The organism is Bradyrhizobium sp. SUTN9-2, assembly GCF_003122645.1.
GTDB lineage: Bacteria > Pseudomonadota > Alphaproteobacteria > Rhizobiales > Xanthobacteraceae > Bradyrhizobium > Bradyrhizobium yuanmingense.
Genome location: NZ_LAXE01000001.1, coordinates 5,004,926 through 5,029,281 on the forward strand (window position 1 = coordinate 5,004,926; position 24,356 = coordinate 5,029,281).

The window sequence follows — 24,356 nt, forward strand, 5'->3', positions numbered from 1 at the left end:
CGTGAGGGGAAGCCCGGGACAGGCCGGGATCGAGCCCATTCGCTCGTGACCGCTCGGTTCGGGGCCTACGGGCAAATGGGTCGGGCAAACTGCGTCCGGCACGGGCATCTATGCTTCGCTTGCCGGATATGTCGGCTTTTCCATCGGCTGGGTCGAAGGCCCGGAGATCAACGCTCGGCCTGTAAGAACTTTTCGCCGAATCTCGAAGAGACCTGAGACCGGCGCCGCCTCTCTATCTTACTGAGAACGGCGCCTGATACGGCCGCCCGAACGGCACGCCGTTGATGACGGTCTGGATCGGCTTGAGGTGGGCTTTCCCTTCCCTCCTGTTGTTGCGCGTGTCGACGAAGCTGACCGGTCCCTCCACCAGCTCCATGATCGCGACGTCGGCGGGCGCACCGACCTGCAGCGTGCCGATCTTCGGCGCGCGGCTGATGATCTTCGCCGGCGCGGTCGTTGCCATTGCGACCACCTGCTCCAGCGTGAAACCGAGCGTCATGAACTTGCTCATGACGTTGGGCAGGAAGGGAATCCCCGGCGAATTGCCGGAGAAGACGTGGATGTCCGAAGAGATGGTATCAGGAGCGCATCCGCCGGGGATCGCCACTTCCGCCACGGTGAAATCGAAGCTGCCGCCGCCATGCCCGACGTCGAACATGACGCCGCGCTGCTTGGCCGCGAGAGCCGCAGGCAGCAGCTTGCCGTCCTGAACGATATTCGTGAACACGCTCGACATGTTCGGGGCGCCCGAATAGGCATGCGTCAGCACGTCGCCCGGGCGCATCAGGTCGAGGATTTGCGACATCAGCTCCTTGGATTCGACGCCGCCGATATGTACCATCATCTTCGCCGGCCAGCCGCACATCTCGCACGCCTGGATGCCGCGCTTGAGCGGCTCGAGCCCATGCTTGAAGATGACGTTTTCCGACATGCGCACCTTGACCCCGAGCAGGAAGTCCGAATTCTCGGCCAGTGCCATGGCGCAGGCTTCGGTCTGCGCTGTATCGATGTTGTGGAGCTCGGCGACCGGGAACGCCGACAGGCCGTTATTGGCGATGTGGACGAAGGCGTACATCCGCGCCCGAGTCTGGGCCACGATGAAGCGGCGCAACGCCGCCAGATTGTTGACGCCGGCATCGCCCGCCGACACGACGGTCGTCGTGCCCTGGAACTGGACCAGCTCGTCGGCGGGAATGCCGATCGCCGAGCCGTAGGGATAGACGTGACAATGCAGATCGATCAGGCCGGGCATCACCAGCTTGCCCGAGGCGTCGATGCTCTTCAGCGCGCGCTCCGCCGGGATCGCCTCCTGGACCGCCTCGATCGTGCCCCAGCGGATGCCGACATCGCGCCTGGCGCGCAGCGACTGGCTGGGGTCGAGCACCTCGCCGCCGCGGATCACCAGATCGTATTTGTCGTTCGGCCCCATCGCCCCGCGCGCGGGCGCGGCGAGGCCGACGGCGGCGGCCGCCGTCGAGAGTGCCAGGAAATCGCGGCGTGACAACGCAGGCATGATGATCCCCCCTCTGTGCTTTTGTTCGCGGCAACGGCCGGGCTGGATGTCCAGATCTGCTTTCGCCGCCAAGGTCGAGTTCACAACGAACGGGCTTGGAAATGAAGCCCGGATGATCCGATCCTATGACGGCACGCGAGCCCTGAGGAGCCGCGAAATTTTCCAGAATCGCATCGGGCGGGCACCACTGGCAGAAGTCCGGCTGCATCTTTGCTGCGCCGCGACATGCGCGTGAATATCCGGCTGCTTGGAGTCGAACGTCTAAGACCAATAATGCGACACCGGGGCTTGTCGGATGCCGGCAATGCGTCCAAACTGTGATCAAAGTCGCTGGAATGCGGCATACCTCCAGCGGTTCACAACGACAAGCGCGTCGAAACGCGTTCGAACAATCAGGCCGCCAGGGAGGACGTCCATGACTGCAAAGTCCGAAAAGACCAGAACAACTCGTCGCAAATTCCTGCTGACCGCCGGCGCGGCCGGCGCTGCCACTATCGCCATGCCGCAAGTCAGCCGGGCGCAGACAGCGACCCTGAAGATGCAGGGCTCGTGGGGCAAGGCCGATGTCTTCAACGAGATGGCCGAAGATTATGTGAAGCGCGTCAACGATATGGCCGGAGGCCGGCTGCGCATCGACTATCTGGTCGGCGGCTCGGTCGTGCATCCGTTCCAGGTCTTCGACGGCGTTCATGGCGGCCAGATCGACGCGGCACACACGGTGACGGTGTACTGGTACGGCAAGCACAAGGCCGCCTCGCTGTTCGGCACCGGCCCGGTGTTCGGCTTCAACGCCAACGAAGGCCTTGGCTGGATCCACAACGGCGGCGGCAAGGAGCTGTTCGAGGAGCTCCAGACCAAGATCATGAACGTCAACATCAAGAGCTTCTTCGCCATGCCGATGCCGACCCAGCCGCTCGGCTGGTTCAAGAAGCCGATCACCAGCGACGCCGATCTCAAGGGCTTGAAATATCGCACGGTGGGTCTGGCCGCCGATCTCTTCCAGGCGATGGGCGCATCGGTCGCGCAGCTGCCCGGCGGCGAGATCGTACCCGCGATGGAGCGCGGCGTGATCGACGGGTTCGAGTTCAACAATCCGACCTCGGACCGGCGCTTCGGCGCGCAGGATGTCGCCAAGAACTACATGATGGGCAGCCATCATCAGGCGACGGAATATTTCGAGATCATGTTCAACCGGACGAAATTCAACGCGCTGCCGAAGGAACAGCAGGCGATCCTGCAATACGCCGCCGAAGCCGTGTCCTCCGCCAACGAATGGAAGGCCATGGATTATTATTCGAAGGACCTGCAGGAGCTGATCAACAAGGACAAGGTCAACGTCCAGCGCACACCGAAGTCTGTGTTCGACGCGCAGATCAAGGCGTGGGACGGTCTGATCGCCCAGCTCGGCTCGGATCCGTTCATGAAGAAGGTGATGGATTCGCAGAAGGAATGGGTGCGCCGCGTGGTTTACTACAACATGAACAACGCGACGGACTACCGCGGCGCCTTCGAGCATCACTTCCCGGGCGTGCTCAAGGTCTGACGGCTGTCGCGGGGGATCGCGTCAGGTCTTATCGCGAGGGCGGCGCAATTGAAGCGCCGCCCACGAGTTGGAGGGGGACATCCGGATGGACTGCTCGCAGCGAGTTCAGCTCGCATGACGAAATTCCTGTTCTTCATCGATGAGCTCAGCACGTGGGTGGGCAAGGCGTTCGCCTGGCTGATCCTCGTTCTCACCCTGGGAGTCAGCTACGAGGTGTTCGTGCGCTACGTGCTGCGTGCGCCGACCACCTGGGCTTTCGACATCAGCTACATCACCTACGGCGCGATGTTCCTGATGGCCGGCGCGTACACGCTCTCGCGAAACGGCCATGTCCGCGCCGACGTGGTCTACCGCCTCTGGTCGCCGCGCACCCAGGCGACGATGGACCTCGTCCTGTATATCCTGTTCTTCCTGCCGGCGATCGCGGCGCTGATGTATTCGGGCTGGAACTACGCCCAGATGTCGGTGCGCTTCCGCGAAGTCAGCATCTTCAGTCCGGCCGGCGTTCCCGTGTTTCCACTGAAGGCGCTGATCCCGCTCACCGGCTTCCTTCTGTTCCTGCAAGGGGTCGCCGAGATCATCCGCTGCGTGCTGTGCATCCGCACCGGTCGATGGCCGCAACGCCTGCACGACGTGGAGGAGACCGAGAGCCTCGTCATCCGCGAACATCAGCAGCACGCGGCTGAGCCGCAGAGCGAGAAGGGACCAGGCGCATGACCGATCCTCAACTCGGCATGCTGATGCTGGGCCTCTTCATCTTCATCATCATGCTCGGCTTCCCGATCGCCTTCACGCTGATGGCGATGGGCGTCTCGTTCGGCTACTATGCCTACTACACCCCCGGTCAGGACTTCTTCCAGAACCGCATCTTCACGCTTCTGGTGCAGAAGACGTTCGAGGTCACATCCAGCGACGTGCTGGTGGCAGTTCCGCTATTCCTGTTCATGGGTTATTTGATCGAGCGCGCGAACATCCTCGATCGCCTGTTCTACTCGCTGCAGCTGTCGATGAAGAACGTGCCGGGCGCACTTGCCGTGGCCACGCTGATCACCTGCGCCATGTTCGCGACGGCCACCGGCATCGTCGGCGCCGTCGTCACGCTGATGGGGCTGCTGGCATTGCCGGCGATGCTGCGAGCCGGCTATGACGCCAAGCTGTCGGCGGGCGTCGTCTGCGCCGGTGGCTGCCTCGGCATCCTGATTCCGCCGAGCATTCTCCTGATCGTCTATGCGGCGACTGCCGGCGTCTCGGCGGTCAAGCTTTACGCGGCGGCGTTCTTTCCGGGGTTCATGCTGGCCGGCTTGTATGTCCTCTATGCGATGACGCGCGCGATCATCAATCCCGCGCTCGCGCCGAAGCTGCCGCGCGAGCAGACCGACGTGCCGACCTCGAAGGTCATCTGGGCGCTTGCCACGTCGTTCCTGCCGCTCGCGTTGCTGATCGTTTCGGTGCTCGGCGCGATCCTGTTTGGGCTGGCGACGCCCTCGGAAGCTGCCGCGGTGGGAGCCCTCATGAGCATCGTGCTGGCGGCCGCCTATCGTTCGCTCAACTACGAGATGATACGCGAATCCGTGTATCTGACCGTGCGCGCGACCGCGATGGTCTGCTACCTCTTCATCGGGTCCTGGACGTTTTCGGCGGTATTTGCCGTCCTTGGCGGACAATCGGTGGTCGAGCAGTTCTTCACTTCGATGAACCTTTCGCCGATCCAGTTCCTGCTGCTGACCCAGATCATCATCTTTCTGCTCGGCTGGCCGCTGGAATGGACCGAGATCATCATCATCTTCGTGCCGATCTTCCTGCCGCTGCTTCCCCAGTACGGCATCGATCCGATCTTCTTCGGCATTCTGGTGGCACTGAACACGCAGACCGCGTTCAACACGCCGCCGGTCGCGATGGCCGCCTTCTATCTGAAGGGCGTGGCGCCGCCTGAGGTGAAGCTGACCGACATCTTCTCCGGCGCGCTTCCGTTCGTCGGCCTGGTCTTCCTCACCATGGCACTGGTCTACATCTTCCCGGGGATCGCATTGTGGCTGCCGAGCTATCTCTATGGGGCGCGATGAGCGGACCCGGCAAACCGACGAGAGGCTGCGCATGAGTCTCAACGCGCTCGGCCTCGCGGACGCCGCGGCCGGCATCCGCGACGGCCGGCTCAGCTCGGTGGAGCTCGTCGGCGACTGCCTCAGGCGCATCGATGAGGTCGATCGCGATATCCAGGCGTGGGCGTTTCTCGATCGCGACCACGCGATGCGGCAGGCCGAGGCGGCCGACGATCATCGCAAGCACGGCAAGGCCACAGGCCCGCTGCATGGCGTGCCCGTGGGCATCAAGGATATCTTCGACACCGGCGACATGCCGACCGAATTCGGATCGGAGCTGTGGGCCGGACGCACGCCGCGGCGCGATGCGGCGGCCGTGGCGCGTCTGCGGGCGGCTGGAGCGGTGATCCTCGGCAAGACGGTGACCACCGAGTACGCGTACTACAATCCGGGCAAGACCCGAAATCCGCACAACCCAAATCACACCCCCGGCGGATCGTCCTCGGGCTCCGCCGCGGCTGTCGCGGCGCTGATGGTGCCGGGTGCCATCGGCTCGCAGACCAACGGCTCGGTGATCCGCCCTGCCGCCTTCTGCGGCGTGGTCGGCTTCAAGCCCACGCATGGTCTCATTCCACGCAGCGGCGCGCTCCAATTGTCGCGCACGCTCGATCATGTCGGCGTGTTCGGGCGCAACGTCGAGGACGCGGCCCTGCTGGCGGAGGTCATGGTCGACTTCGACCCGGAGGATCCGGACACCCGGCCAGTTGCTCGCCCGCCATTCTCTGCGGTCGCGGCGAGCGAGCCGCCGTTGCCGCCGCGATTTGCCTTTGTGCGCTCTCCGGTCTGGGATCAGGCCGAGCCGGTGACGCGGGAAGCCTTTGCCGAGCTCGTCGACGCTTTGGGCGAAGCGTGCAGCGAGGTCGAGCTTGGGCCGAGCTTCGACGGGGCCGTCGACATGCACCGCATCATCATGGAAGTTGATATGGCGCACAATCTGCGGCGCGATGACCAGCGCGGCGGCGACAGGCTGAGCACGCGGCTACGCCAGGCGATCGAGCGCGGCCGCGCGCATCTTGCGGCGGATTATTGCAACGCTCTGGCTGGGATTGCGCCGCTCAACCAGGCCCTGGACCACGTTTTCGATGAATACGACGCCATCCTGACGCCCGCCGCGCCGGGCGCGGCGCCCGGAATCGAAACGACCGGCAACCCGGCTTTCTGCTCGCTCTGGACCTATCTCGGCGTGCCCGCGATCAGCTTGCCCTTGATGCGTTCCGAAACGGGCCTTCCGCTGGGGGTCCAGCTCGTCGGCCGCCGCGGCAACGACGCCCGCCTCTTGCGCACGGCGCACTGGCTGATCAAGTCCATCGGGCGCACGCGTGGTAGCGGTCGGCGCAACGCCCCGAGCGCCGGATCGAACTCGGCTCCGGGCGCGGAGAAAAGGAAAGTGCGATGACCAATCTGATCACCGGACTCATCGGCCTCGCGCTCATGATCGCATTTCTTGGAATCCTGCTGGTCTGGATCAAGGCCATTCCGCTCATCATCATCGTTGTCTGCGTCGTGGTGCTGGCCGTGATCGATTTCGTGCGATCCCTGCGGACGAACGGCGCGCCTCGCTGAATGCCCCATGGCAAGAAGACGCTTCACTTCTCGCATTGGCCGGAGCAGCCGGAATTACGACAAGAAGAGAGCTTTAGCGGCCAACCCGTTCGAGCTGCCACCTGGGATCGCCTGCGCAGCGCGCGTCGAGACCTTTGCTCAAGTCTGCGAGGCTCACCGCGCCCAACCGTTCGACCAGCAATGCTTCGGCATCGCGAAGGACATCGTCCACCGCTGCGTTGACGAGTTGCTCGATCGCACAGTCTGGATTGGAATGCTCGTTCCCGATCGCAAATAGCCGGGGACCACCAACCGCACGATAGACATCGAGAAGTGACACGCGCTCGAGGTCGCACGCGATGACCCACCCGCCGCCATGCCCTTTGTCCGACCGGACATAGCCCGCATCGCGCAGCCCCGCCAATGTGCGGCGAACGACGACCGGATTGGTCCCCAGCATCGTGCCGATCGCCTCCGAGGTCATGGGGCCGTCATGTCGCGCCATGTGGAGCAGCACATGCAGCATTCGAGAAAGGCGGCTGTCGTTTCGCATCGGCTGATCTTTCGCACGCATCCCATCATTGGCAAGGGCACGCAGTCATGATACATATAAAGTTACATGACTCGTGAGGTATCCGACGTGCAACAGTTTGAGGATCCAGACCACTGGGACAGCGCAGCCAGGCATTATCGAGAGACCGCGCACCCCTTCACCGCCCTGTTTGCGGAGGCGGCGCTGGCGCGCGTAACCCTGACGCCTCAGAGTCATGTTCTCGATGTGGCAGCCGGCACCGGCGCGCTCGCCCTCGCAGCCGCTCGCACCGGCGCACGAGTCCTGGCGACCGACTTCTCGCCCGGCATGGTCGGATGCATCGCAGCTGCTGGTCTGCCCAATGTGAAGGCGCGGGTCATGGACGGACAGGCGCTGGACCTGCCCGACGCGCATTTCGATGCCGTCTTTTCGATCTTCGGTGTCATCATGTTCCCCGATTGGCGCAAGGGTTTGGCCGAGATGCGACGGGTGACGCGCCCCGGCGGGCATGGCGTGGTTGCGACCTGGCAGGATCGGGGCGCGGCGACCTTCCTCCTGTTGGGCGAAGTGCGGCAAAAGCTGTTCCCTGATCGGCCGGGCATGGCAATGCCTGAAGCCGTTCAGGCCCTGAGCGATCCGGACGATTTCGCCCGCGCCCTCGTCGCTGCCGGCTATCGCAATCCCCGGATCGACACGGTGACTCATGATTTTCTGCTCGACGTCGCGGCGCTCGACGCGCCTGACACGCTCTTTGGCATGTCGCCCGACTGGACCAGCCTGGACGACATCGAAAAGGCGGCGGTGATTGCCGAGGTGCGGGCCAGAGCCGATGGTCGTCCGGTGCTGCCGATAAGCTCGACCGCACTCATTGGCGTCGCTGAACGATGAAGCTCAAACAATAAACCTGGCGGGCCGTCACACTATCGGCCGATCTCTCGATCTCCCGAAACCCGAGCGTCTGACCAGTGAGCAGAAACTCGCGCCCGATTGCGACACATGGGTGGGGTGTGGTCAAAGCTTCATCAGAAGCGGCTTGTCTGAGCAGCGGTTGTCGTCCCAATCCATTTCTCAATGGTCAGAAGCATGCGAGTCGCAATCCATACACTAGGCACCCGCGGCGACGTGCAACCCTATCTCGCCTTGGCGCTCGGTCTGAAGCAGGCCGGGCACGAAGTGCTGATCGCCGCGCCCTCGCAGTTCGAATCGTTCGTCGTGAGCCGCGGCATCGCTTTCGCGCATCTTCCGAGTGAATATCTCGCCCTCCTGGAAACCCCGGAAGCCAAGGCGGCAATGGCGGGCGGTGCGGGGTCTATGGCTGGCTTCAGGATGCTGAAGCAGTTCAGGCCGATCGGCCGCCAACAGCTCAGCGCCGAATGGCAAGCCGCCCGACGATTTCGTCCAGAACTGATCATCTATCACCCGAAGGCCATCGCCGCGGCGCATATCGCAGAAAAGTTATCCTGCCCTGCCGTTCTGGCTTCTCCCCTGCCTGGCTTCACACCGACAGCAGCGTTCGCGAGCCCGCTCGTGCCGTTCCGCTCGCTTGGCCCCCTCAACAGACTCACGCACAGCGCGATGGCTCACAGCGCCTACGCCCTCTTTCGCGGGATGATCGGGGAATGGCGGGCCACCGAGCTCCACCTCGCAAACACGCCGGAGAAGAAGCTGCGGCCTCGCGCGACGCTCTACGCCTATAGTCCGCATGTCGTGCCCGTTCCGCCGGACTGGCCGAATACTGTCGCGGTGACTGGGTACTGGTTCCTGGGAGGCGACGACGTTTGGCAGCCTGACCCGCAACTCCAGCGCTTCGTAGAGGGCGATGAGCGGCCTGTTTATGTGGGCTTTGGCAGCATGCCAGGTGTCGACCCGACGTCCCTGACGAAACTCGTACTGGAGGCATTGGCCAAGGCTGGGAAACGCGGCGTTCTAGCGGTCGGCGGCGGTGCTCTTCGAGGCGATCTCGGAGCCAGTCACGTCCATTTCATCCAAGGCGCACCGCATGCGCAGTTGTTCCCGCTGATGTCGGCCTGCGTCCATCACGGCGGGGCCGGCACTACGGGGGCTGCGCTTCGAGCTGGCAAGCCGAATATCATTTGTCCCTTCTTTGGCGACCAGCCGTTCTGGGGAAGGCGCATCGATGATCTGGGCGTCGGACCAAGATCAAGAGGAGTGAGGAACCTTTCAGCCGATTGGCTGGCCGCCGCGATCGCAGAGGCCACCGGAAATCCGTTGATTCAGCAGCGAGCGAACCGCCTTGGCGAAGCGATCCGCGTCGAAGACGGCGTCGCAAGCGCGATTGGCTTCCTGCGAAGCCAACACCTTCTCAATTAGGCCCGAAATTGCACAGGCCGATTCAAAAGGCTCGAGTTGCAATGCAGGTGAGCAGCCCTTGCGGTCGCTCAACGATCTGGACCTGCAGGTGCCTGCTCCTGGTCCACTGCAGGGCGAACGTCAAAGCGCCGCCGCCACAGCGAGTGGGCACGCCGCCTTGATCACCGCTACTTCTTAAGGATGCCCGTGTTGGTGTTTCCAAGCTGCTGGATGGCGGCGTCGGCGGCTGGCGTGTTGTAAGACGGTCGAGATCCGCCACCCTCCTGACCGGACGGGGGCAGCCCGAGTCTCTGGCCCGTCGTTCCCTGGCCCTTTGCATTAAGCGTGTTGGGCCCCGGCGAACCGCCGGTTCCGCTCAGCGTCGTCCCGTTCGAGAGCGTCGAGCCACCAGCGCCGCCCGAACCGGTTGCGCCCGCCCCTCCAGCGGAGGAAGCACCTCCTGAACCGCCTCCTGAGCTTTGCGCCATGGAAAACGAGATGGTGCCCAGAAGGACAGTCGCGGCCAAAACCAGAAGTCTCATCGTCCACCCTTTCCTATGCCAGCGCCTGAAACCGCTTGCTTCTTGTCACAGTTCCTAGCGGCGGCGAGCGATCCATACTCCGGCCAGGAAAGCGACGAGCAAGGACCGTAACGGCGCCCTCACCGTCACCTCGCGCAACTGATCAACCCATCGCTTCGCCGGCTCTGGCGACGGCGTGCGGGCCTGCGGAGCAAAAGCCCGTTCTTGCTCTCCGGAACCCGGCCGCGGGCCTGAAGTCCGCTCCATGCCGCCCTGATCGTCCGTCAGCCCGGAGGCTTCGGTCATTGCCGCGGCTTCCTTCATGTCCATGCGTGTGCTCCATCCGTTGCGGAACAACTCAACCGATCTCGTGCCCGCCCGACCGAGGTGACAGGCTCGTTCGGCGACCGGGAGCGGCTATGGCGTCGACATCGATGCGAACTATATGTTTGCCGAAGATCCCCGCCGTACCACTCCCTTGAAAAAGCCATTGCTCATCTTTCTGTTCCTCGTCTTCGCACCGCTTGCCGCATCGGCGGCGAGATATTTTTGGCTGGATGATGGCCGCCAGAGCTGGCAGACGGCCGACCGCTCCAGCGCGGGTCTATTGACCGCCGCGGCTGACCACCGTGAGGCCGTCATCCGGGTGTTCGGAGCAAGAACGGTGAGATGGCGCGGCATCTTCGCGATTCACACCTGGATCGTCGTCAAAGAGAAAGATGCGCCGACCTACACAAGGTACGACTACACGGCCTGGGGCGAGCCGATCCGCACCAACGGCTTCGCTCCGGACGGGCGATGGTTCGGCGCTGTGCCTGAAATCGTCGTGGCCGTCGATGGCGAGCGTGCGGAGGCGCTGATCCCGAAGATCAGGCATGTGGTCGAAAACTACAGGTTTCGATCCTATGGAGATTACAGCGTCTGGCCTGGGCCCAATTCGAACACCTTTGTGCAGGCCGCACTCGATTCCGTCCCTGAGCTCCGGGCCGTCCTGCCGCCGACCGCGATCGGCAAGGACTTCCCGTACACCGGCAAATGGTTCGGCGTAACGGCGTCCGGCACGGGCATCTACGCCTCGCTTGCCGGATACATCGGCTTCTCGCTCGGCTGGGTCGAAGGTCTGGAGATCAATTTCTTCGGCGCCGTTCTCGGCATCGACATCCGACGCCCGGCGCTCAAGCTACCTGGCCTCGGTCGGCTTGGGGTAACCCCCGGCCTGTCGTGATAGAGAGCGAACTGCTGGGTTGGCCGCACCGTTTGTGGACTGCTCAGTCCTTTCGTAAGAGCTTGGATCGATAGAAGAGCTGGCTGCTTACTGACGTGATGTTTGTTCCTGCCGAGCATCTGCTGCGCTCAAGCGGGACCAATCAGGACGACGGAGTCTGTCGCGCTCATCGCCCTTCCTCACGGTTGCGGAATGTTCTTCTGACTGAGCCATGCGCGCATCTCGCCGATCTCTCGCCTTTGGGTGTCGATGATCTCGCGAGCAAAGTGCTGGTTTCGAGAATCCTTGCCGAACTTGAGGACGATCTCGGCCATGTCGACTGCGCCTTGATGGTGAGGGATCATGCCGAGCACGAAGGCTGCATCGGGATCAGCGTTGGTGATGCCTCGCATCATCGGACCGTGCATGCGGTCCATGGCGGCGCGGTAGGCATCCGGAGCCGTCAACCCTATCGCCGCAGCGCCGTGCATGCCATGCGGATGTTCGGGGTTCGGCGTATGGGTCAGCCGCTCTCCAGCCAGCGTTCCGATGTCTCCTTCGAGGCCATAAATCGCAATGTGCAGTCCCCAGTAACCCGTTGTGAAAATGACTAGCGCCGCCGCAAGTCCGGTCGGGACGCCGGCAAGCCTTCGCTTGAGTGCGGGCAGGAAATGAACCTCACGACTATGATCGGCAGCAATGGCAACGACGACCGCCATGATGAGCGCGTGTCCGATCAGGTCGGTTCGCCCGAACGGATAGACGGCTGCGTTGAAGATGATGAAAAGAGCGATGACCGACAGCCGGCGGACAAGCGGCGTCCAGATCAAGCCGAATCCCATCGTGAATTCGGCGACGCCTGCCATCGGAATAAATACGTCGCGCGGCATGCCGAAGGTCAAGAAGGGCTTTTCCTGCACGAGCGGGTAGACTAGTCGGGATAGGCAAACTTTTCGAGGCTCGACCACATCAGCGCGATGGCGACGCCCCAGCGCAGCGCCTCGAAGCGATGGTTGCGCCATTCCGGATTGGATGAAGCCTCCAACACCAGATAGGCGGCGACACCGACTCCAAGCGCCAGGTAGTCCAGCAAATGGAAGACATCATAGTCGCGCAGCGCGAGTAGCCACAAGGCGATGATCCCGAGAGCCGCAAGTGGCTGCGTCTTGCGAGAGAAGATCAACCCGGCGATCAGGAGCTGGGTCCAGGACACCCATTCGGCCGGCGTTTTGAGATCTGGCGTCAGGTAGACGCCGCCGACGGCGAAGATCGCCACGAAGAAGGCGGCGATGACGACGCGCACGAAGTCGTCGAGGCGCATCCAGAGAGGGTCGGTGATGCGATCCATAGCCAGCAGGATCGTCTCGCCGGCGCTCGACTTCTCGATGGCTCGTGACGCGAGGAAGAATGCCAGCACGAGCGCAATGCCGGTCCAGAACCATACATTGGTCAACGTGGCCCCGATCGACTGTGGTGGCGCTCCGACAATATAGGGCGCAAACCATTTGACATGTGCGTGCGCCGGCACCGGGGGCCGCCACCGATGTGAGGATGATCAGGGCCAGCAGGCAACCAGAGGAGCGAGGCGGCGCGGGATGGTTCAATTTCTGCTCCTCAGGTGGTGAGGTGACTAAAGCGTGATTGAGGCGGGCGGTAGGAGACGAGAACGCCAGAGCATGATGTCAGGGCGATGGCTCTTGTGATAGTTTAGACGTTGCCAAGCGTGCTCCCTACTCTTTTTTCAATCGAGCTGCATCACGGCGGACGCGCGCTGTATGCCGTGCAATGCTGAGCGCGCGTACCGCCGTGGCAGCGGGCTATTGCGGCAGGTAGCCGCCGTTGATCACAAGTTCGGCGCCGGTGATGTAAGCGCGTAAGCACGCGTCGAAGGAGGCTGTGAGCTGGTTCACATGCTGTCTTAGTTAAACGGAGTACGGTTGGAAGAAGCCGGATAAGAGAAGGGCATCGCGTCGGCGCAGCGTCCGCTGCCGGAATTGGGCTTTTTCGGTCCAAACGTTTTCAGAAAAGTCATTTGCCATGTGTATTTTCACAAGCCGAGCCCGGCGCGCGGCAGGTCATAACCAGGCAAGCCGACCTTTCCTCTACCTTTTGGCTTCCATACTCTCGGCGGCCTGCGTCATTTCCTTTGCGAGCGCCGCGTCCGCTCAATGCGCGGCGCGCGACGTGTTGCAAAACAAGCTGAAGCTCAAGACGCGCTCGGCTCCGGCGTCGCAACAGCCTATTAAGTCCGCGCGCGACGTTGCGACATGGAAAACGATCACAATAGGTACCTTCGCCGACTCTCTTGCCTTGCGCAACGAACTCGATAGCAAGGGCTGCAATGTCGGTGGTCAAGCCGCTGAAATCCTTGCTAGGCCGACGTTCACCGTTAGCTCTCGGAAGACATATGTGGAGCTTCTCGATCTATCGCCTGCGCAGCTTGGATTCACGTCCGATACCGTGACTTTGGCTAACGTTTACGCACGCGCCCAGCAGTTCGGCCTCGAACTCGCTGCGGCCGAAGTCGGCCCGCAATTGCGTCTTCAATATTTCGACCAGCCTATCGGCGAATTTCTCATCATCGGAATGGACCCGATCAAGACATGGAGCGGCGAGCCGATCATTCTGAATGTGGCAAATGGCGGCGCCGGATTGATACTCATCGGCCAGGATGGTCGCTCCGAAGCGGATATACCCGTAGCATCTCGTTTCATTTTCGTTCGATCCCATCGACCGGCAGCTGGCCGCGACGTCGTCGGGCCAATAGCAGGAGCCTTTCCGCCGCCGTGAGCGACCGAAGCGCTTTTGCATCGAATGTCAGGTCATTGGCCCTCAGCCGAACTGCCCATGAACTGCCGCGACGGCTGCTCTCGGAGAGAAACCGGACCGGACGAGCAGAGCGGTCGGACCGCAGCTTGTGACCCGTTGCGGTCATGCGACAACCCGCTCATTCAATCCGTTCCCTGCTGACGAACAGTCGTCGCGGATCGATGACTGCAGTATGACGGAACTGCTGATCGATGTGATAGGCGAATTCACCCGAAGCGGAGTTGCTGTGGTCGCAGAGACGACCATTGCTCCTCTCGCTTCCGATTGCGGCCCCCGCACTGCCGCGCGAATCATCTCGCGAGTCGTGATACTCGAGGCCGAGCGGACTGAGCGCCGAGACCTGCGTGACGTACTCACCTGATTTCGCCCAGTGGAAATGCCAGGTCTCGCCCGGGAGGACAATGACGCTCCCAGGTGGATAGGCCTTGAGCTTGTCGTCATCGAAGGCTTCTCCAAGGCCGATATAGAAGACCCCGGATATGACCGTGTAGATCCGGTCCTCCGGATGCTTGTGCGGCATAAGCTTCGTTCCGCGCGGTACTTTAACCCAAATTAGGTACGGCCCCGGTTCGGCGGGGTGACCAACCATAACAGCTAGACGTGCGCCCGCTGGAAACGCCGGGAACGGCTCCCACGTAATTTCTTCCGGCAGAATCGCTCGGAATGTATCCTCATCCAATTGATGCTCGAGGATCATAACCTCTCCTCTGCTAGCGAAGACCTGAGAGGGGGCCGCCTCGGGGCAGCCCCTTGTCGCGGATTCTCCGGATGGTTAGTTGTTCAGCCGGCCGACGTGATATCCGAGCCGGTTCTCAACATCGCCCGGCCGATGGAAGCCACGATCGAGCAGGATCTTGATTCGGCTCTGGCTGGCCGGACGCTGGACCGACGCGAGGAAAGCGTCCCATTCGGGCGCGATGTCCGCATCCGACGGCAGGCTCGCGACGTTGACCAGCCGCTTTGTCTCGGCGATCGCTTGCTTGTCGAAGGAGGCGATTCGTCTGGCCAGGGCGTCAACGAAGCCGTCGAGTTCTGCGTCCGTCAGCGATCGATTGACGTAACCGTAGCGTTCCGCAAGATCCCCGCTGATGTCATCGGCGCCTAGCAGCACCTCAAGGGCACGACCCCGGCCGATCAAGCGCGGGAGCCGCGCCATTGGGCCGCCGCCCGGCACGAGGCCAGCGCCGACTTCCCATTGCGACAGGATCGCATTTTCGCGGCTCGCAAAGCGCATGTCGCTTGCCAGCGCCAGTTCGCTGCCAACGCCGGTGGCGCGGCCACGGACCATGGCGATTGACGCGACCGGCGCGCGACTCAGACGGACCAGCAGGTCAGGTAGCGCCTGCAGTCCGGTGGCCCCCGGCGGAATCTTCGTCGACTCCTCCAGTGGGGCGAAGAAATTGTAGTGCGTCAGGAAGAAGCCCTCGACCGCGCTGTCGAACACGACCACCTTGACCTGCGGGTCGGTCTCGATCGCCGTGATGATTTCGTTGAGCTGCGGAATGTTCTCGGGCCCAAAGATATTCAGCGGCGGAAGGTCGAAGGTGACGCGCCAATAAGATGGCGTGCGGCGTTGCAGCCTGATGCCGCGGGTGGCTGCAGGCTTCAGGAGCTTGAGCAGCGCCTCGGCGCCGGCCTTTGACGAGGCTGGATTCTGGCCGGTGACGAGCCTTCCGTCGGTGATGACAAAGCTCTGCCAGTCCGGCGCCTTTTCAAATAGCCCGCCCAGCCGCCTCAATTCGTCTTCGACAAGGAACGGCACGACCTTCGTCAACCCAACCGCTTCTTCCTCACTGTTGGTGAATCCGGCCACGCGCTTGCCCTTCACGATCGGCTCGCCGTTGTATGTGACGTGCCGGAGCACGCCCGGCGCATGGCAGACGGCCGCCACCGGCTTGCCGGCGTTGTAGAAGGCTTCGATCAGCGCGACGGAATCCGGATCCTCGGCGAGGTCCCACATAGGGCCGTGACCACCCGGATAGAATACCGCATCAAAGTCTGCGGGCTTCATCTGCGACAGCTTGCGCGTATTGGCAAGAACCGCCTGCGCTGCGGGATCCTGCTTGAATCGCCTGGTCAGGTCGGTCTGACCTTCCGGCGTATCGCTGACGGGATCGAGCGGCGGCTGACCGCCCCGGGGCGAAGCTACGGTGATGTCCGCGCCGGCATCAAGGAAGGTGAAGTAGGGCGCCGCAAATTCCTCGAGCCAGAAACCGGTCTTGCGGCCGGTGTTACCGAGTTGATCGTGCGAAGTCATGACCATCAGGATTCTCATTGGAAACTCCCATTGTCGGCGCCATCAGGTGAACACGCCGTGTTTGGTTTGAGTGGCAAGGGGCGTCAGGTGCTGATGGGGGCGCGCAGTATCCTCGCGCGCCTCCATTTTTCAGGACGATTGACGCAAAGAGCGGAACGAGGCGCGCATCTCCGCGCTGAACAGCTCGGGCTGCTCCCAGGCGGCGAAGTGTCCGCCGCGATCAAGCCGGTTGAAATGGATCAGCTTGGGATAGGCACGTTCCGTCCAACTCCGTGGGGCGGCGTAGATCTCGTCCGGGAACACGCTCACTGCGACCGGAATAGTGACATTCTTCGGCTGGAAGAACTGAAGCTTGTTCTCCCAATAAAGTCGCGCCGATGACATTGCCGTGTTCGTCACCCAGTACAGCGTTATGTTGTCGAGGATGTCGTCCCGCGTGAGCCCGGCGGTCTCGCCGCCGAAGACTCGGGCAATAAGCTGATGGCTGCGTGTATCGTGGTCGAGGATCCATGCTGCGAGGCCGACCGGCGAATCCGTGATGCCGTACAGCGTCTGCGGCCGGTTGGCCATTTCGATAGCGTAGCCGAGGCCGTGTTTGTAGAAGAAGTCCAGCTGGTTCCACGCGTTCTGCTCTTCGCCGGAGAGACCTGACGGCTGCTTCCCACCGGCCTGGAGCGAAGCCGCAACGTCGTCAGGAACAGTTGCAGGCATGTTGGTGTGGATGCCAACAAGTTCGGGTGCGCCGAGAAGCGCCATCTGTTCGGTGATGGCGTTGCCCCAGTCGCCGCCTTGCGCGACGAACCGCATGTAGCCGAGCCGCTTCATCAACACGATCCAGGCGCGCGCGATGCGCTGCGGATCCCAGCCGGTGGTCTCGGGCTTGCCGGAAAACCCGTAGCCGGGGATCGACGGGATCACCACGTCAAAAGCATCCGACGCTGCCGCCCGTGGGCAAGGGGATTGACCAGGCGATCAACGATCTTCAGCTGTTCGATGATCGAGCCGGGCCAGCCATGCGTTACGATCAGCGGCAGCGCATTGTCGTGCCGGGACCGAACGTGAATGAAGTGGATGTCAATCCCGTCAATCTCGGTGATGAATTGCGGCAGTGCATTGAGCCGTGCTTCCACCTTGCGCCAGTCGTAGTCCGTCTGCCAGTACTGGACCAGCTTCTTGACGGTCGCGAGCTGCACGCCCTGACTGTCGTCAGTCACGGTCTCCTTCTCCGGCCACCGCGTCGCGCCGAGGCGGTGACGAAGGTCGATCAAAGTGGCCTCGGGAACATGGACGTGGAAGGGGCGGATTTCGCCAGCGGTCTTGCCCGAGGCGGGCTGCAACGGCAGAAGGCTGACGGCTCCCGCGGCGACGATGCCCATGGCGGCGGTACCCAGCAGTTGGCGGCGATCCTGGTCGATCGTTTCGGAAGTGGACTGCGCGATCATTTTAATCTCCTTGGTTTGCGGGCCGTCGATATGGCCGGCCAGGCGGTTCGTGACGCCGCCACACTTGCGCAGAACCTGGGAGATTGCTCGTTAGGTGATGTAAAAGCGCGTTATGCTCCGCTGGGCCGCTTGCTTGCCTCGCGATAACGCGAAGCGTCGCCCACCGAGAATGATCATGACTGGAGCAGGCCGCGAGCCGACTGCAAATCGGCTGTCTCAAGCCCCTCACTGAAGCGAGCCAACGTCTGGGCTAAAGCCGTCAGCGCGGATTTCTTGCCCTGTTTGCCGGAAAGCACGACCAGCGTAATCTCGGAGCGCAGCCGCCAGGACAACGCGCCTTGCGTCTCGGCGAGTTCAATGGATGATTTGAGGCTCTGCCTCGCGCCGTCTTCGTCGCCGCCCTGGGCCTTCAGCTTGCCGCGAAGCCGGAGCAACTCCGGCATATCAAAAATCTCACCGCCGGCGGATGTACGGGACATCGAGTTGTCGAGCGCTTCAAGCGCTTCCTCAACCCGCCCTAGCCGGCCTAGCCCTTGCGCTAGGTCGGCGCTGAACCCGGATGCGTAGAGTTCGTAGCGGTCGGCGTGCAGGCGGGGCAGCACGTCGTGGAGAAGATCGACGCCGTCCTTCACGTCGCCGCGGGCTACCATCACCTGACCACGGAATCCGTCGGCCACGGCCTGATACGGAACGAAGCCGTGCATCAAGGCGTGTTCGCTCAGGCGCGCGGTCAATTTTTCCACGCTCGCCCAATCGCCGACCCAGCCAAATACTGATGCAGCCCAGCACAGCGCGATGCTGTACATCACAACGTCTTTTGGCGCGGCATCATTGGTGACCGCACGGGCGAGTTCCACCGCTTGATCAGGAAATCCCCGCAACCACAATGTTCGCGCCAGCGGAATGCGTGGCGTGCGCGCAAAGGCGAAGTGGCTGGGACCGGCAACGCGCAGCGCGATGTCGTTTTGCATGGCCTTTTCGAGGTGATGCTGCGCAAGGATCTGATTGCCGGCCAAATGATGGGAAACGCCGAGCAGGACGCTTGCTCCGGCAAGTCCTGCGGGATCGCCGATCTCGCGTGCCACTTCCTCGGCTGCCTCCGCGGACGGTACCAGGCGGTCGCATTCGCCGGTTCGCCGGTAGAACATGTTGAGGCGCGACAGCAGCCGGAATTGGTTGGGTCGATCCGACAATTTCCTTGCGACGGAGAGCCCTCGTAGCAGCGCGGCCTCGGCCTGCTCGCTGTTGCGCTCTGTGAACATGGCTGCGTGACCGAGCGCCGATTGCAGTTCGATTTCCCAGATTCCGCCGCGGTTGGTGTCGTCGAGCGCTCCGAGGGCGCGTTGCGCCACCCGGCTGCACTCGTTGAGCAGGTTCAGTTCGACGAGCAGCGGAGCACTAGCGCCGCTCAAGGGAACGCGCAATTCTGCCGCACCTTCATCCGAATAGGCCCATGACAGCGCGGCACGCACGTCGCCGAGCAGTTCGGAGCGCGCCGGCAGGCCTAGGGCATTTCCGTTCGACCCGCTACGGACCAGCGCGCTCATCACGTATTCCGCGTGCCGTCGCGCGATGGTATTGGCCTCGCCGCTTTCGCTGAGCCTTTTCAGCGCGTAGGTCCGGGTGGTGTCAAGCAACCGATACCGCATCGACGATTTGATTGGCCTGGCTGACAGCAGGGACTTGGCGACGAGTTGCCCGATCATGTCGATGACCTGCTCGTCGTCGGGCTCAGCTCCGGCAACCGCTATTGCAGCTTCCAGGGTGAACGCCCCGGCGAACACGGCAAGCCGCCGAAGCGCCAGCCGTTCGGCGTCGGTGATGAGATTGTAGCTCCAGTCCAGCATTGCGCTCAGCGTCTGGTGGCGCGGCGGTGCCGTACGACGCCCCCGCCATTCCAGTTTCAGCCGACCGTCCAGCAGCGCATCGATCTCGCGCAGGCCGTGCGCGCCGAGGCGAACGGCCGCGAGCTCGATGGCGAGCGCGATGCCGTCGAGTTTCTCGCAGATGCCGGCGAGGAGCCGCATATTGTCGGGACTCATCTCCACGCTGTATCCGGCCGCCGTCGCTCGTTCCGTAAAGAGCCGGACCGCCGGATAGGCCAGCATCTCCTCCGATGTGAGCGCCTGGTCCGCGGGGGGGGTTGCGAGCGGCGGCAACTCGACGATCTGCTCTCCCTGAACCAGCAAGGATTCTCGGCTGGTGGCAAGAATGCTGGTGCCAGGCGCCTGCAGATAGATGGCTTCGGCGAGCCGTGCGGCATGTTCGATGACGTGCTCGCAGCTGTCGAGAATGAGCACGACGCGCCGGCCGCCCAGGAATTGCACGATACTTGAGGTCGGGTCCGCGGTTTGCACGACCAGATTGAGCGCCGAAGCGACGGTGCTTGGAACAAGCTCGCCTTCCTTCAGGGGCCCAAGATCGACGAAGCGCACTTCCTGCGCGCGGCCCGACAATGCGTGGGCAACCGCAAGCGCAACCGTCGTCTTCCCGATGCCGCCAGGTCCCCGCAGCGTAATGAACTGCTCGGCGAGTAATCGCTCCGAGAGGCGCTGAACCACATCTTCCCGTCCGATCGTGCGGGTCAGCAGCAGCGGAAACGACGGTTCGCCCGAGACCATTGCCGCCGGCTTCGGGGCATCCTGCGCCGGCTGGCGCTGTTCGATGGTCGCAACGAAGCAGTATCCCCGATTGGGTACGTTGGTGATGAAGCGCGCACCGTCCTTGCCGTCGCCGAGCACCCTTCGGATCTCTGCGATGTGGACGCGGAGACTGGCCTCGTCCACCGTCAGGTTCGGCCAGGCGTGCGCCAACAACTCGTCCTTGTGAATAATGTCTCCCGCACGACCAACCAGCAGGCACAGAATGTCGAGCGCGCGGCTACCGATCTTGACGGGACCCTGATCTTTTTCGAGCAATCGGGATTTTTCGTAAAGACAAAACCGGCCGAATCTTACGCCCAGGGAATCAGGCTCGCTCGCGCGAGATGGCTGTGCGCCTCTGTGCTTTGCTGGGAGGCTGGAAGGCATCGCCCGCTACTTCGACAATCGTCGCGATGCAATCCGCGGCGCGCGCGTTGCTTCGTTGCCGTTTATTTCGCGCATTTCACAACTATTCCGGGAAAATTAGCAGTACTGCGGTCGAGGCCAATGAGGAAGCATGTCGCGGGCGGAGCTTCAAATCAATACACAGTTAGGTCATGGGAGATGCGCCCAATATAGGGTCACGATCCGGCATTCGACTCGGCCGGGCTGAAACGAACCACAGATAGATCTATGCCGACCATCAGATCTTCCGGGATCGGCTTCAAATCACGGTCGCGCAGATAGGCGCGCTGCCTGGTCGGAATCGTGATGCCGTCGATCACGACCGGCTCGGAGAAGTATTGGGCGGCAGGAAAACTGCCGGCGATCTGCACGTGATAGTCGTGGCGCCTGATCAGCATGTCGGGTCCGAAATAGAAGTCCTGCTCGAGGCTGTGGCTGGCTAGCCTCTCCGGAAACACGGCCCGCAATCCGCGCCAGATTTCCGCGCCTTCGCGCCATGGTTCGATCTCGCGCAGCGTGAAGCCGCGCATCGTGAGCAGGAATGGCACGGTCAGGCAAGTCCAGAGCGCGTAGCCGCCGAAATAGGCCCGGTGCAGTAGATCCCAGGCGGTACGCATGTCGTGGCCATCGAACGATGCGCGCGGGTTCCTGCGCTCGGCGATTGTCCTGCTGCCGCCGGACAGGATCGCGACGCGGTCGGGGGTGAAGTCACTCCGTTGTCCAGGTTTGCCGATATCGTCGACAGACGCCCATTGCCGGTGCAGATCGACATGCACCGTCCTTGGAAGGCCACTCTGGTGCACGCATTTCAGGTCCCAGAGTTCGCCCGTGATGACGAACGATGCGCTGAGACGGCCGTGCGCCCGCCAGCGGCTTTCGCCACCATGAGCTTCGATCGCTTCGGCCAGGAGCGGAATCATGTCTAATTCTCCCCGTTTCAACCTGGCCATGGTGCCGCCGCCTACGCGCGCGGCGCGAGTTCATAGATGTAAAGCGATGTTAATGGCCGCCCGCGGAAGGCTGGACCGGCATGCGAACCGCCGGAATGGCGCCGTTTCGCGCCAAATAACATCAGTTAACGGGCGGAAATCGCCGTGTCGTTGCACAGTGAGCTCGCAACCAAGCTCGACCGAAAGCTGGACGGGCCAACGACAGGAAAATTACCATGTCAGACAAGATCGACGTTCAGCGCCGCAACTTCTTCGGCACCGCCGCGATGACGCTCGCCACGGCTCAATTTGCTCTGGCCGGCACCTCGCAGGCTGGCCTTACCAACCTGACCGCCGCAGCCGATGCGGATCTCAACCGGACGAAATCGGGCAGCCTACCAGCGATCAAGCCGGGCACGAATACGGCTTTCTCTGCCCTCAAGCAGATCGATGCTGGCCTGCTCAATGTCGGCTATGTGGAGACCGGCCCGACAAATGGACCCGCGGTCCTGCTGCTGCACGGCTGGCCCTATGACATCTACAGCTTCGTCGATGTCGCGCCGCTGCTCGCCGGCTCCGGCTATCGCGTGATCATCCCGTATCTTCGCGGCTACGGATCGACGCGGTTTCTCTCCCCGACATCCTTTCGCAACGGTCAGCCTTCGGCGATTGCGCTAGACATGATCGCTTTACTCGATGCGCTTAGGATTGAGAAGGCTGTTGTCGCCGGCTTCGACTGGGGCGCGCGGACCGCCAACATCATGGCGGCGCTGTGGCCGGAACGCTGCAAGGCGATGGTATCTGTGAGCGGGTATCTGATCGGCAGCCAGCAGGCCGGCAAGATGCCGCTGCCGCCGAAAGCGGAACTGCAATGGTGGTACCAGTTCTATTTCGCCACCGAGCGCGGCCAGCTCGGCTATGACAAGTATCGCCGGGAATTCTCCAGGCTGATCTGGCAGCTGGCGTCGCCGAAGTGGAATTTCGACGATGCCACTTTCGAGCGCAGCGCGAGCGCCTTCGACAATCCGGATCATGTCGCGATTGTCATTCACAATTACCGCTGGCGGCAGGCGCTTGCCGATGGCGAGGCTAGATACGAGGACATCGAAGCGAAACTCGCGCAGGGTCCTGCCATCGCCGTGCCTACAATCACCATGGAAGGCGACGCCAACGGCGCGCCGCACCCGGAGCCGGCCGCCTACGCCAAAAAATTCTCTGGCAAGTACGAGCATCGGACCATCTCGGGCGGCATTGGGCACAATCTGCCCCAGGAGGCGCCGCGCGCATTCGCAGGGGCGATCATCGATGTCGATGGCGAAGCCTGATCCCGTCGAGCGAACGAGGAGAATGTGACCATGCGCAAGACAAGTGTTCTGGCGGCACTCGCCCTCATCGCGTTGCTCATGCTGATCCAATTCAGCCCGCCGTTTCTCTATGGTTAGGAGATCGGTATGAGCGTGCGGGCAACAAATCGCGATCTGCGTTCGACACGACAGTCGATCGCCTATCGCAGCATCGAGATCGAAGGCCTCGAGATCTTCTACAGGGAGGCAGGGTCGGTCGATGCGCCGACCGTGCTGCTGCTGCACGGCTTTCCATCCTCATCGCGGATGTGGGAGCCGTTGCTGCCGCTCCTTGCCGATCGATATCACCTGATTGCGCCTGATTATCCCGGCTTCGGTCACAGCAGCGCGCCGCCGACATCCGATTTCACCTATACGTTCGACCGGCTCGCGCAGATCATGGACACGTTTGTGACGAAGCTCGGCCTCGCCAAGTATGTCCTGTTCGTTCAGGACTATGGCGGGCCCGTCGGCTTCCGCCTAGCGCTCGCTCATCCCGAACGGGTGCGCAGCATCGTTGTCCAGAACGCGGTGTCGCATGAGCAGGGTTTGAGTTCGCTGTGGGACGCCCGCCGCAGGTACTGGGCCGATCCGGCCGGCGAACTCGATAACCTCAAGGCCAATTTCACCTCGCTGGAGGCAACCCGGCTGCGGCATGTCGGGACCAGCCCGCATCCCGAGCGGTATGATCCGGATAGCTGGACCGACGAGCACGCGTTTCTCTCCCGTCCGGGTCAGGCGGATATTCAGGCGAAATTGTTCCTGGACTATCGCAGCAACGTCGCATCCTATCCGCGCTGGCAGAAATGGCTTCGCGAAGTTCAGCCACCGATGCTAGTGGTCTGGGGAAAGTACGATCCTTCGTTCACCGTGGCGGGGGCAACTGCGTACGTCGACGATGTGCCTGACGCGGAGGTCCACCTGCTTGAAGCAGGTCATTTCGCGTTGGACGAGGCGACCGATAAGGTCGCCGAACTGGTTCGGCGCTTTCTTGCTAATTGCTAGGTGTGGTTGGTTAATGGCGCCTATGGCCCAATGCGGACATCCAGATGCGCGACTTGATTGTCGCCTCCGGAGCAGACGCGACAGAACGATCGGCGCCCTACGCTCTTCGCATCAGCTTGAGCGACGCCCTCAGCCGCAGGCTCCGCTTTCCCGCGAGCGCGATGCCTTCGAGCTCGCCGCTGTCTTCCGTGCAGGTCCCGGAGAAGCCGATGCCGACCTCGAGGCCGCCGAACACCGGGT

20 protein-coding genes and 1 pseudogene are annotated in these 24,356 nt (G+C 62.6%); 11 read left to right on the forward strand and 10 right to left on the reverse strand.

Annotated features, from left to right (window positions below; genetic code table 11):
* Positions 1-232: 232 nt before the first annotated feature.
* Positions 233-1,513: an amidohydrolase family protein gene (locus XF30_RS23220; protein WP_057029323.1), complete on the reverse strand. Its 1,281-nt coding sequence runs from the start codon at positions 1,511-1,513 to the stop codon at positions 233-235.
* A gap of 415 nt (positions 1,514-1,928) precedes the next feature.
* On the opposite strand from XF30_RS23220, the gene XF30_RS23225 reads away from it, so the two are divergent.
* The 5 genes from XF30_RS23225 to XF30_RS38215 all read left to right on the forward strand — a co-directional run bounded on the left by XF30_RS23225 (position 1,929) and on the right by XF30_RS38215 (position 6,718).
* Positions 1,929-3,056, forward strand: coding sequence for a TRAP transporter substrate-binding protein (locus XF30_RS23225; protein WP_036000349.1), 1,128 nt, complete (start codon positions 1,929-1,931; stop codon positions 3,054-3,056).
* Between the two features lie 114 nt (positions 3,057-3,170).
* Positions 3,171-3,773: a TRAP transporter small permease subunit gene (locus XF30_RS23230; RefSeq protein WP_025035930.1), complete on the forward strand. Its 603-nt coding sequence runs from the start codon at positions 3,171-3,173 to the stop codon at positions 3,771-3,773.
* Positions 3,770-5,119, forward strand: coding sequence for a TRAP transporter large permease (locus XF30_RS23235; protein WP_036000352.1), 1,350 nt, complete (start codon positions 3,770-3,772; stop codon positions 5,117-5,119). Before XF30_RS23230 ends, XF30_RS23235 begins: the two co-directional genes overlap by 4 nt.
* 31 nt (positions 5,120-5,150) lie before the next feature.
* On the forward strand, positions 5,151-6,551 hold the full coding sequence (locus tag XF30_RS23240; RefSeq protein WP_109145823.1) for an amidase: 1,401 nt from the start codon (positions 5,151-5,153) through the stop codon (positions 6,549-6,551).
* Positions 6,548-6,718: a hypothetical protein gene (locus XF30_RS38215; RefSeq protein ID WP_157284651.1), complete on the forward strand. Its 171-nt coding sequence runs from the start codon at positions 6,548-6,550 to the stop codon at positions 6,716-6,718. Before XF30_RS23240 ends, XF30_RS38215 begins: the two co-directional genes overlap by 4 nt.
* A gap of 73 nt (positions 6,719-6,791) precedes the next feature.
* On the opposite strand, the gene XF30_RS23245 is transcribed toward XF30_RS38215, so the two are convergent.
* Positions 6,792-7,250: an Rrf2 family transcriptional regulator gene (locus tag XF30_RS23245; RefSeq protein ID WP_036000430.1), complete on the reverse strand. Its 459-nt coding sequence runs from the start codon at positions 7,248-7,250 to the stop codon at positions 6,792-6,794.
* A gap of 66 nt (positions 7,251-7,316) precedes the next feature.
* On the opposite strand from XF30_RS23245, the gene XF30_RS23250 reads away from it, so the two are divergent.
* The gene (locus XF30_RS23250) at positions 7,317-8,117 is read left to right on the forward strand and encodes a class I SAM-dependent methyltransferase (protein ID WP_225185955.1); all 801 of its coding nucleotides are present in this window, start codon (positions 7,317-7,319) and stop codon (positions 8,115-8,117) included.
* Positions 8,118-8,312: 195 nt separating this feature from the next.
* Complete coding sequence (locus XF30_RS23255) at positions 8,313-9,560, forward strand: glycosyltransferase (protein ID WP_109145825.1); 1,248 nt, start codon at positions 8,313-8,315, stop codon at positions 9,558-9,560.
* A 575-nt stretch (positions 9,561-10,135) separates the two neighbouring features.
* On the opposite strand, the gene XF30_RS23260 is transcribed toward XF30_RS23255, so the two are convergent.
* Positions 10,136-10,390: a hypothetical protein gene (locus XF30_RS23260; RefSeq protein ID WP_109143957.1), complete on the reverse strand. Its 255-nt coding sequence runs from the start codon at positions 10,388-10,390 to the stop codon at positions 10,136-10,138.
* 160 nt (positions 10,391-10,550) lie between these two features.
* Here XF30_RS23260 and XF30_RS23265 point away from each other — a divergent pair, with 160 nt between their 5' ends.
* Positions 10,551-11,285, forward strand: coding sequence for a DUF3750 domain-containing protein (locus tag XF30_RS23265; protein ID WP_109143958.1), 735 nt, complete (start codon positions 10,551-10,553; stop codon positions 11,283-11,285).
* 179 nt (positions 11,286-11,464) lie between these two features.
* On the opposite strand, the gene copM is transcribed toward XF30_RS23265, so the two are convergent.
* Both copM and XF30_RS39460 read right to left on the reverse strand, forming a co-directional pair.
* Positions 11,465-12,166 (reverse strand): CopM family metallochaperone, encoded by a 702-nt coding sequence (copM, locus tag XF30_RS39455; RefSeq protein ID WP_244609008.1) that lies wholly within the window; start codon positions 12,164-12,166, stop codon positions 11,465-11,467.
* 29 nt (positions 12,167-12,195) lie between these two features.
* Positions 12,196-12,717: a hypothetical protein gene (locus XF30_RS39460; protein WP_244609009.1), complete on the reverse strand. Its 522-nt coding sequence runs from the start codon at positions 12,715-12,717 to the stop codon at positions 12,196-12,198.
* Positions 12,718-13,301: 584 nt separating this feature from the next.
* Here XF30_RS39460 and XF30_RS23275 point away from each other — a divergent pair.
* On the forward strand, positions 13,302-14,054 hold the full coding sequence (locus XF30_RS23275; protein ID WP_050991661.1) for a hypothetical protein: 753 nt from the start codon (positions 13,302-13,304) through the stop codon (positions 14,052-14,054).
* 157 nt (positions 14,055-14,211) lie between these two features.
* Here XF30_RS23275 and XF30_RS23280 read toward each other — a convergent pair whose 3' ends face one another.
* From XF30_RS23280 to XF30_RS23300, 5 genes and pseudogenes are all read right to left on the reverse strand, one after another.
* Positions 14,212-14,790 carry a cupin domain-containing protein gene (locus tag XF30_RS23280; protein WP_244609010.1) on the reverse strand — a complete coding sequence of 193 codons (579 nt, stop codon included), beginning with the start codon at positions 14,788-14,790 and terminating at the stop codon, positions 14,212-14,214.
* A 75-nt stretch (positions 14,791-14,865) separates the two neighbouring features.
* Complete coding sequence (locus tag XF30_RS40195) at positions 14,866-16,368, reverse strand: enoyl-CoA hydratase-related protein (RefSeq protein ID WP_109143959.1); 1,503 nt, start codon at positions 16,366-16,368, stop codon at positions 14,866-14,868.
* Between the two features lie 111 nt (positions 16,369-16,479).
* A pseudogene (locus XF30_RS23290) lies at positions 16,480-17,792 on the reverse strand (epoxide hydrolase family protein).
* A gap of 173 nt (positions 17,793-17,965) precedes the next feature.
* Positions 17,966-20,710: an ATP-binding protein gene (locus XF30_RS23295; RefSeq protein WP_225125637.1), complete on the reverse strand. Its 2,745-nt coding sequence runs from the start codon at positions 20,708-20,710 to the stop codon at positions 17,966-17,968.
* A gap of 305 nt (positions 20,711-21,015) precedes the next feature.
* A complete protein-coding gene (locus XF30_RS23300) occupies positions 21,016-21,759 on the reverse strand; it encodes a hypothetical protein (RefSeq protein ID WP_109143960.1) in 744 nt (247 codons plus the stop codon).
* Positions 21,760-22,004: 245 nt separating this feature from the next.
* Here XF30_RS23300 and XF30_RS23305 point away from each other — a divergent pair, with 245 nt between their 5' ends.
* Both XF30_RS23305 and XF30_RS23310 read left to right on the forward strand, forming a co-directional pair.
* Positions 22,005-23,093 (forward strand): alpha/beta fold hydrolase, encoded by a 1,089-nt coding sequence (locus XF30_RS23305; RefSeq protein ID WP_109143961.1) that lies wholly within the window; start codon positions 22,005-22,007, stop codon positions 23,091-23,093.
* A gap of 126 nt (positions 23,094-23,219) precedes the next feature.
* A complete protein-coding gene (locus XF30_RS23310; protein WP_036022786.1) occupies positions 23,220-24,116 on the forward strand; it encodes an alpha/beta fold hydrolase in 897 nt (298 codons plus the stop codon).
* Positions 24,117-24,356 lie beyond the last annotated feature (240 nt).

What these genes read in the sequence shown, in the direction of transcription:
- XF30_RS23220 (WP_057029323.1), bottom strand. Translation starts at nt 1,513, where the DNA reads ATGCCTGCGTTGTCACGCCGCGATTTCCTGGCACTCTCGACGGCGGCC.
- XF30_RS23225 (WP_036000349.1), top strand. Translation starts at nt 1,929, where the DNA reads ATGACTGCAAAGTCCGAAAAGACCAGAACAACTCGTCGCAAATTCCTG.
- XF30_RS23230 (WP_025035930.1), top strand. Translation starts at nt 3,171, where the DNA reads ATGACGAAATTCCTGTTCTTCATCGATGAGCTCAGCACGTGGGTGGGC.
- XF30_RS23235 (WP_036000352.1), top strand. Translation starts at nt 3,770, where the DNA reads ATGACCGATCCTCAACTCGGCATGCTGATGCTGGGCCTCTTCATCTTC.
- XF30_RS23240 (WP_109145823.1), top strand. Translation starts at nt 5,151, where the DNA reads ATGAGTCTCAACGCGCTCGGCCTCGCGGACGCCGCGGCCGGCATCCGC.
- XF30_RS38215 (WP_157284651.1), top strand. Translation starts at nt 6,548, where the DNA reads ATGACCAATCTGATCACCGGACTCATCGGCCTCGCGCTCATGATCGCA.
- XF30_RS23245 (WP_036000430.1), bottom strand. Translation starts at nt 7,250, where the DNA reads ATGCGAAACGACAGCCGCCTTTCTCGAATGCTGCATGTGCTGCTCCAC.
- XF30_RS23250 (WP_225185955.1), top strand. Translation starts at nt 7,317, where the DNA reads ATGACTCGTGAGGTATCCGACGTGCAACAGTTTGAGGATCCAGACCAC.
- XF30_RS23255 (WP_109145825.1), top strand. Translation starts at nt 8,313, where the DNA reads ATGCGAGTCGCAATCCATACACTAGGCACCCGCGGCGACGTGCAACCC.
- XF30_RS23260 (WP_109143957.1), bottom strand. Translation starts at nt 10,390, where the DNA reads ATGGACATGAAGGAAGCCGCGGCAATGACCGAAGCCTCCGGGCTGACG.
- XF30_RS23275 (WP_050991661.1), top strand. Translation starts at nt 13,302, where the DNA reads ATGTGTATTTTCACAAGCCGAGCCCGGCGCGCGGCAGGTCATAACCAG.
- XF30_RS23280 (WP_244609010.1), bottom strand. Translation starts at nt 14,790, where the DNA reads ATGATCCTCGAGCATCAATTGGATGAGGATACATTCCGAGCGATTCTG.
- XF30_RS40195 (WP_109143959.1), bottom strand. Translation starts at nt 16,368, where the DNA reads ATGAGAATCCTGATGGTCATGACTTCGCACGATCAACTCGGTAACACC.
- XF30_RS23300 (WP_109143960.1), bottom strand. Translation starts at nt 21,759, where the DNA reads ATGATTCCGCTCCTGGCCGAAGCGATCGAAGCTCATGGTGGCGAAAGC.
- XF30_RS23305 (WP_109143961.1), top strand. Translation starts at nt 22,005, where the DNA reads ATGTCAGACAAGATCGACGTTCAGCGCCGCAACTTCTTCGGCACCGCC.
- XF30_RS23310 (WP_036022786.1), top strand. Translation starts at nt 23,220, where the DNA reads ATGAGCGTGCGGGCAACAAATCGCGATCTGCGTTCGACACGACAGTCG.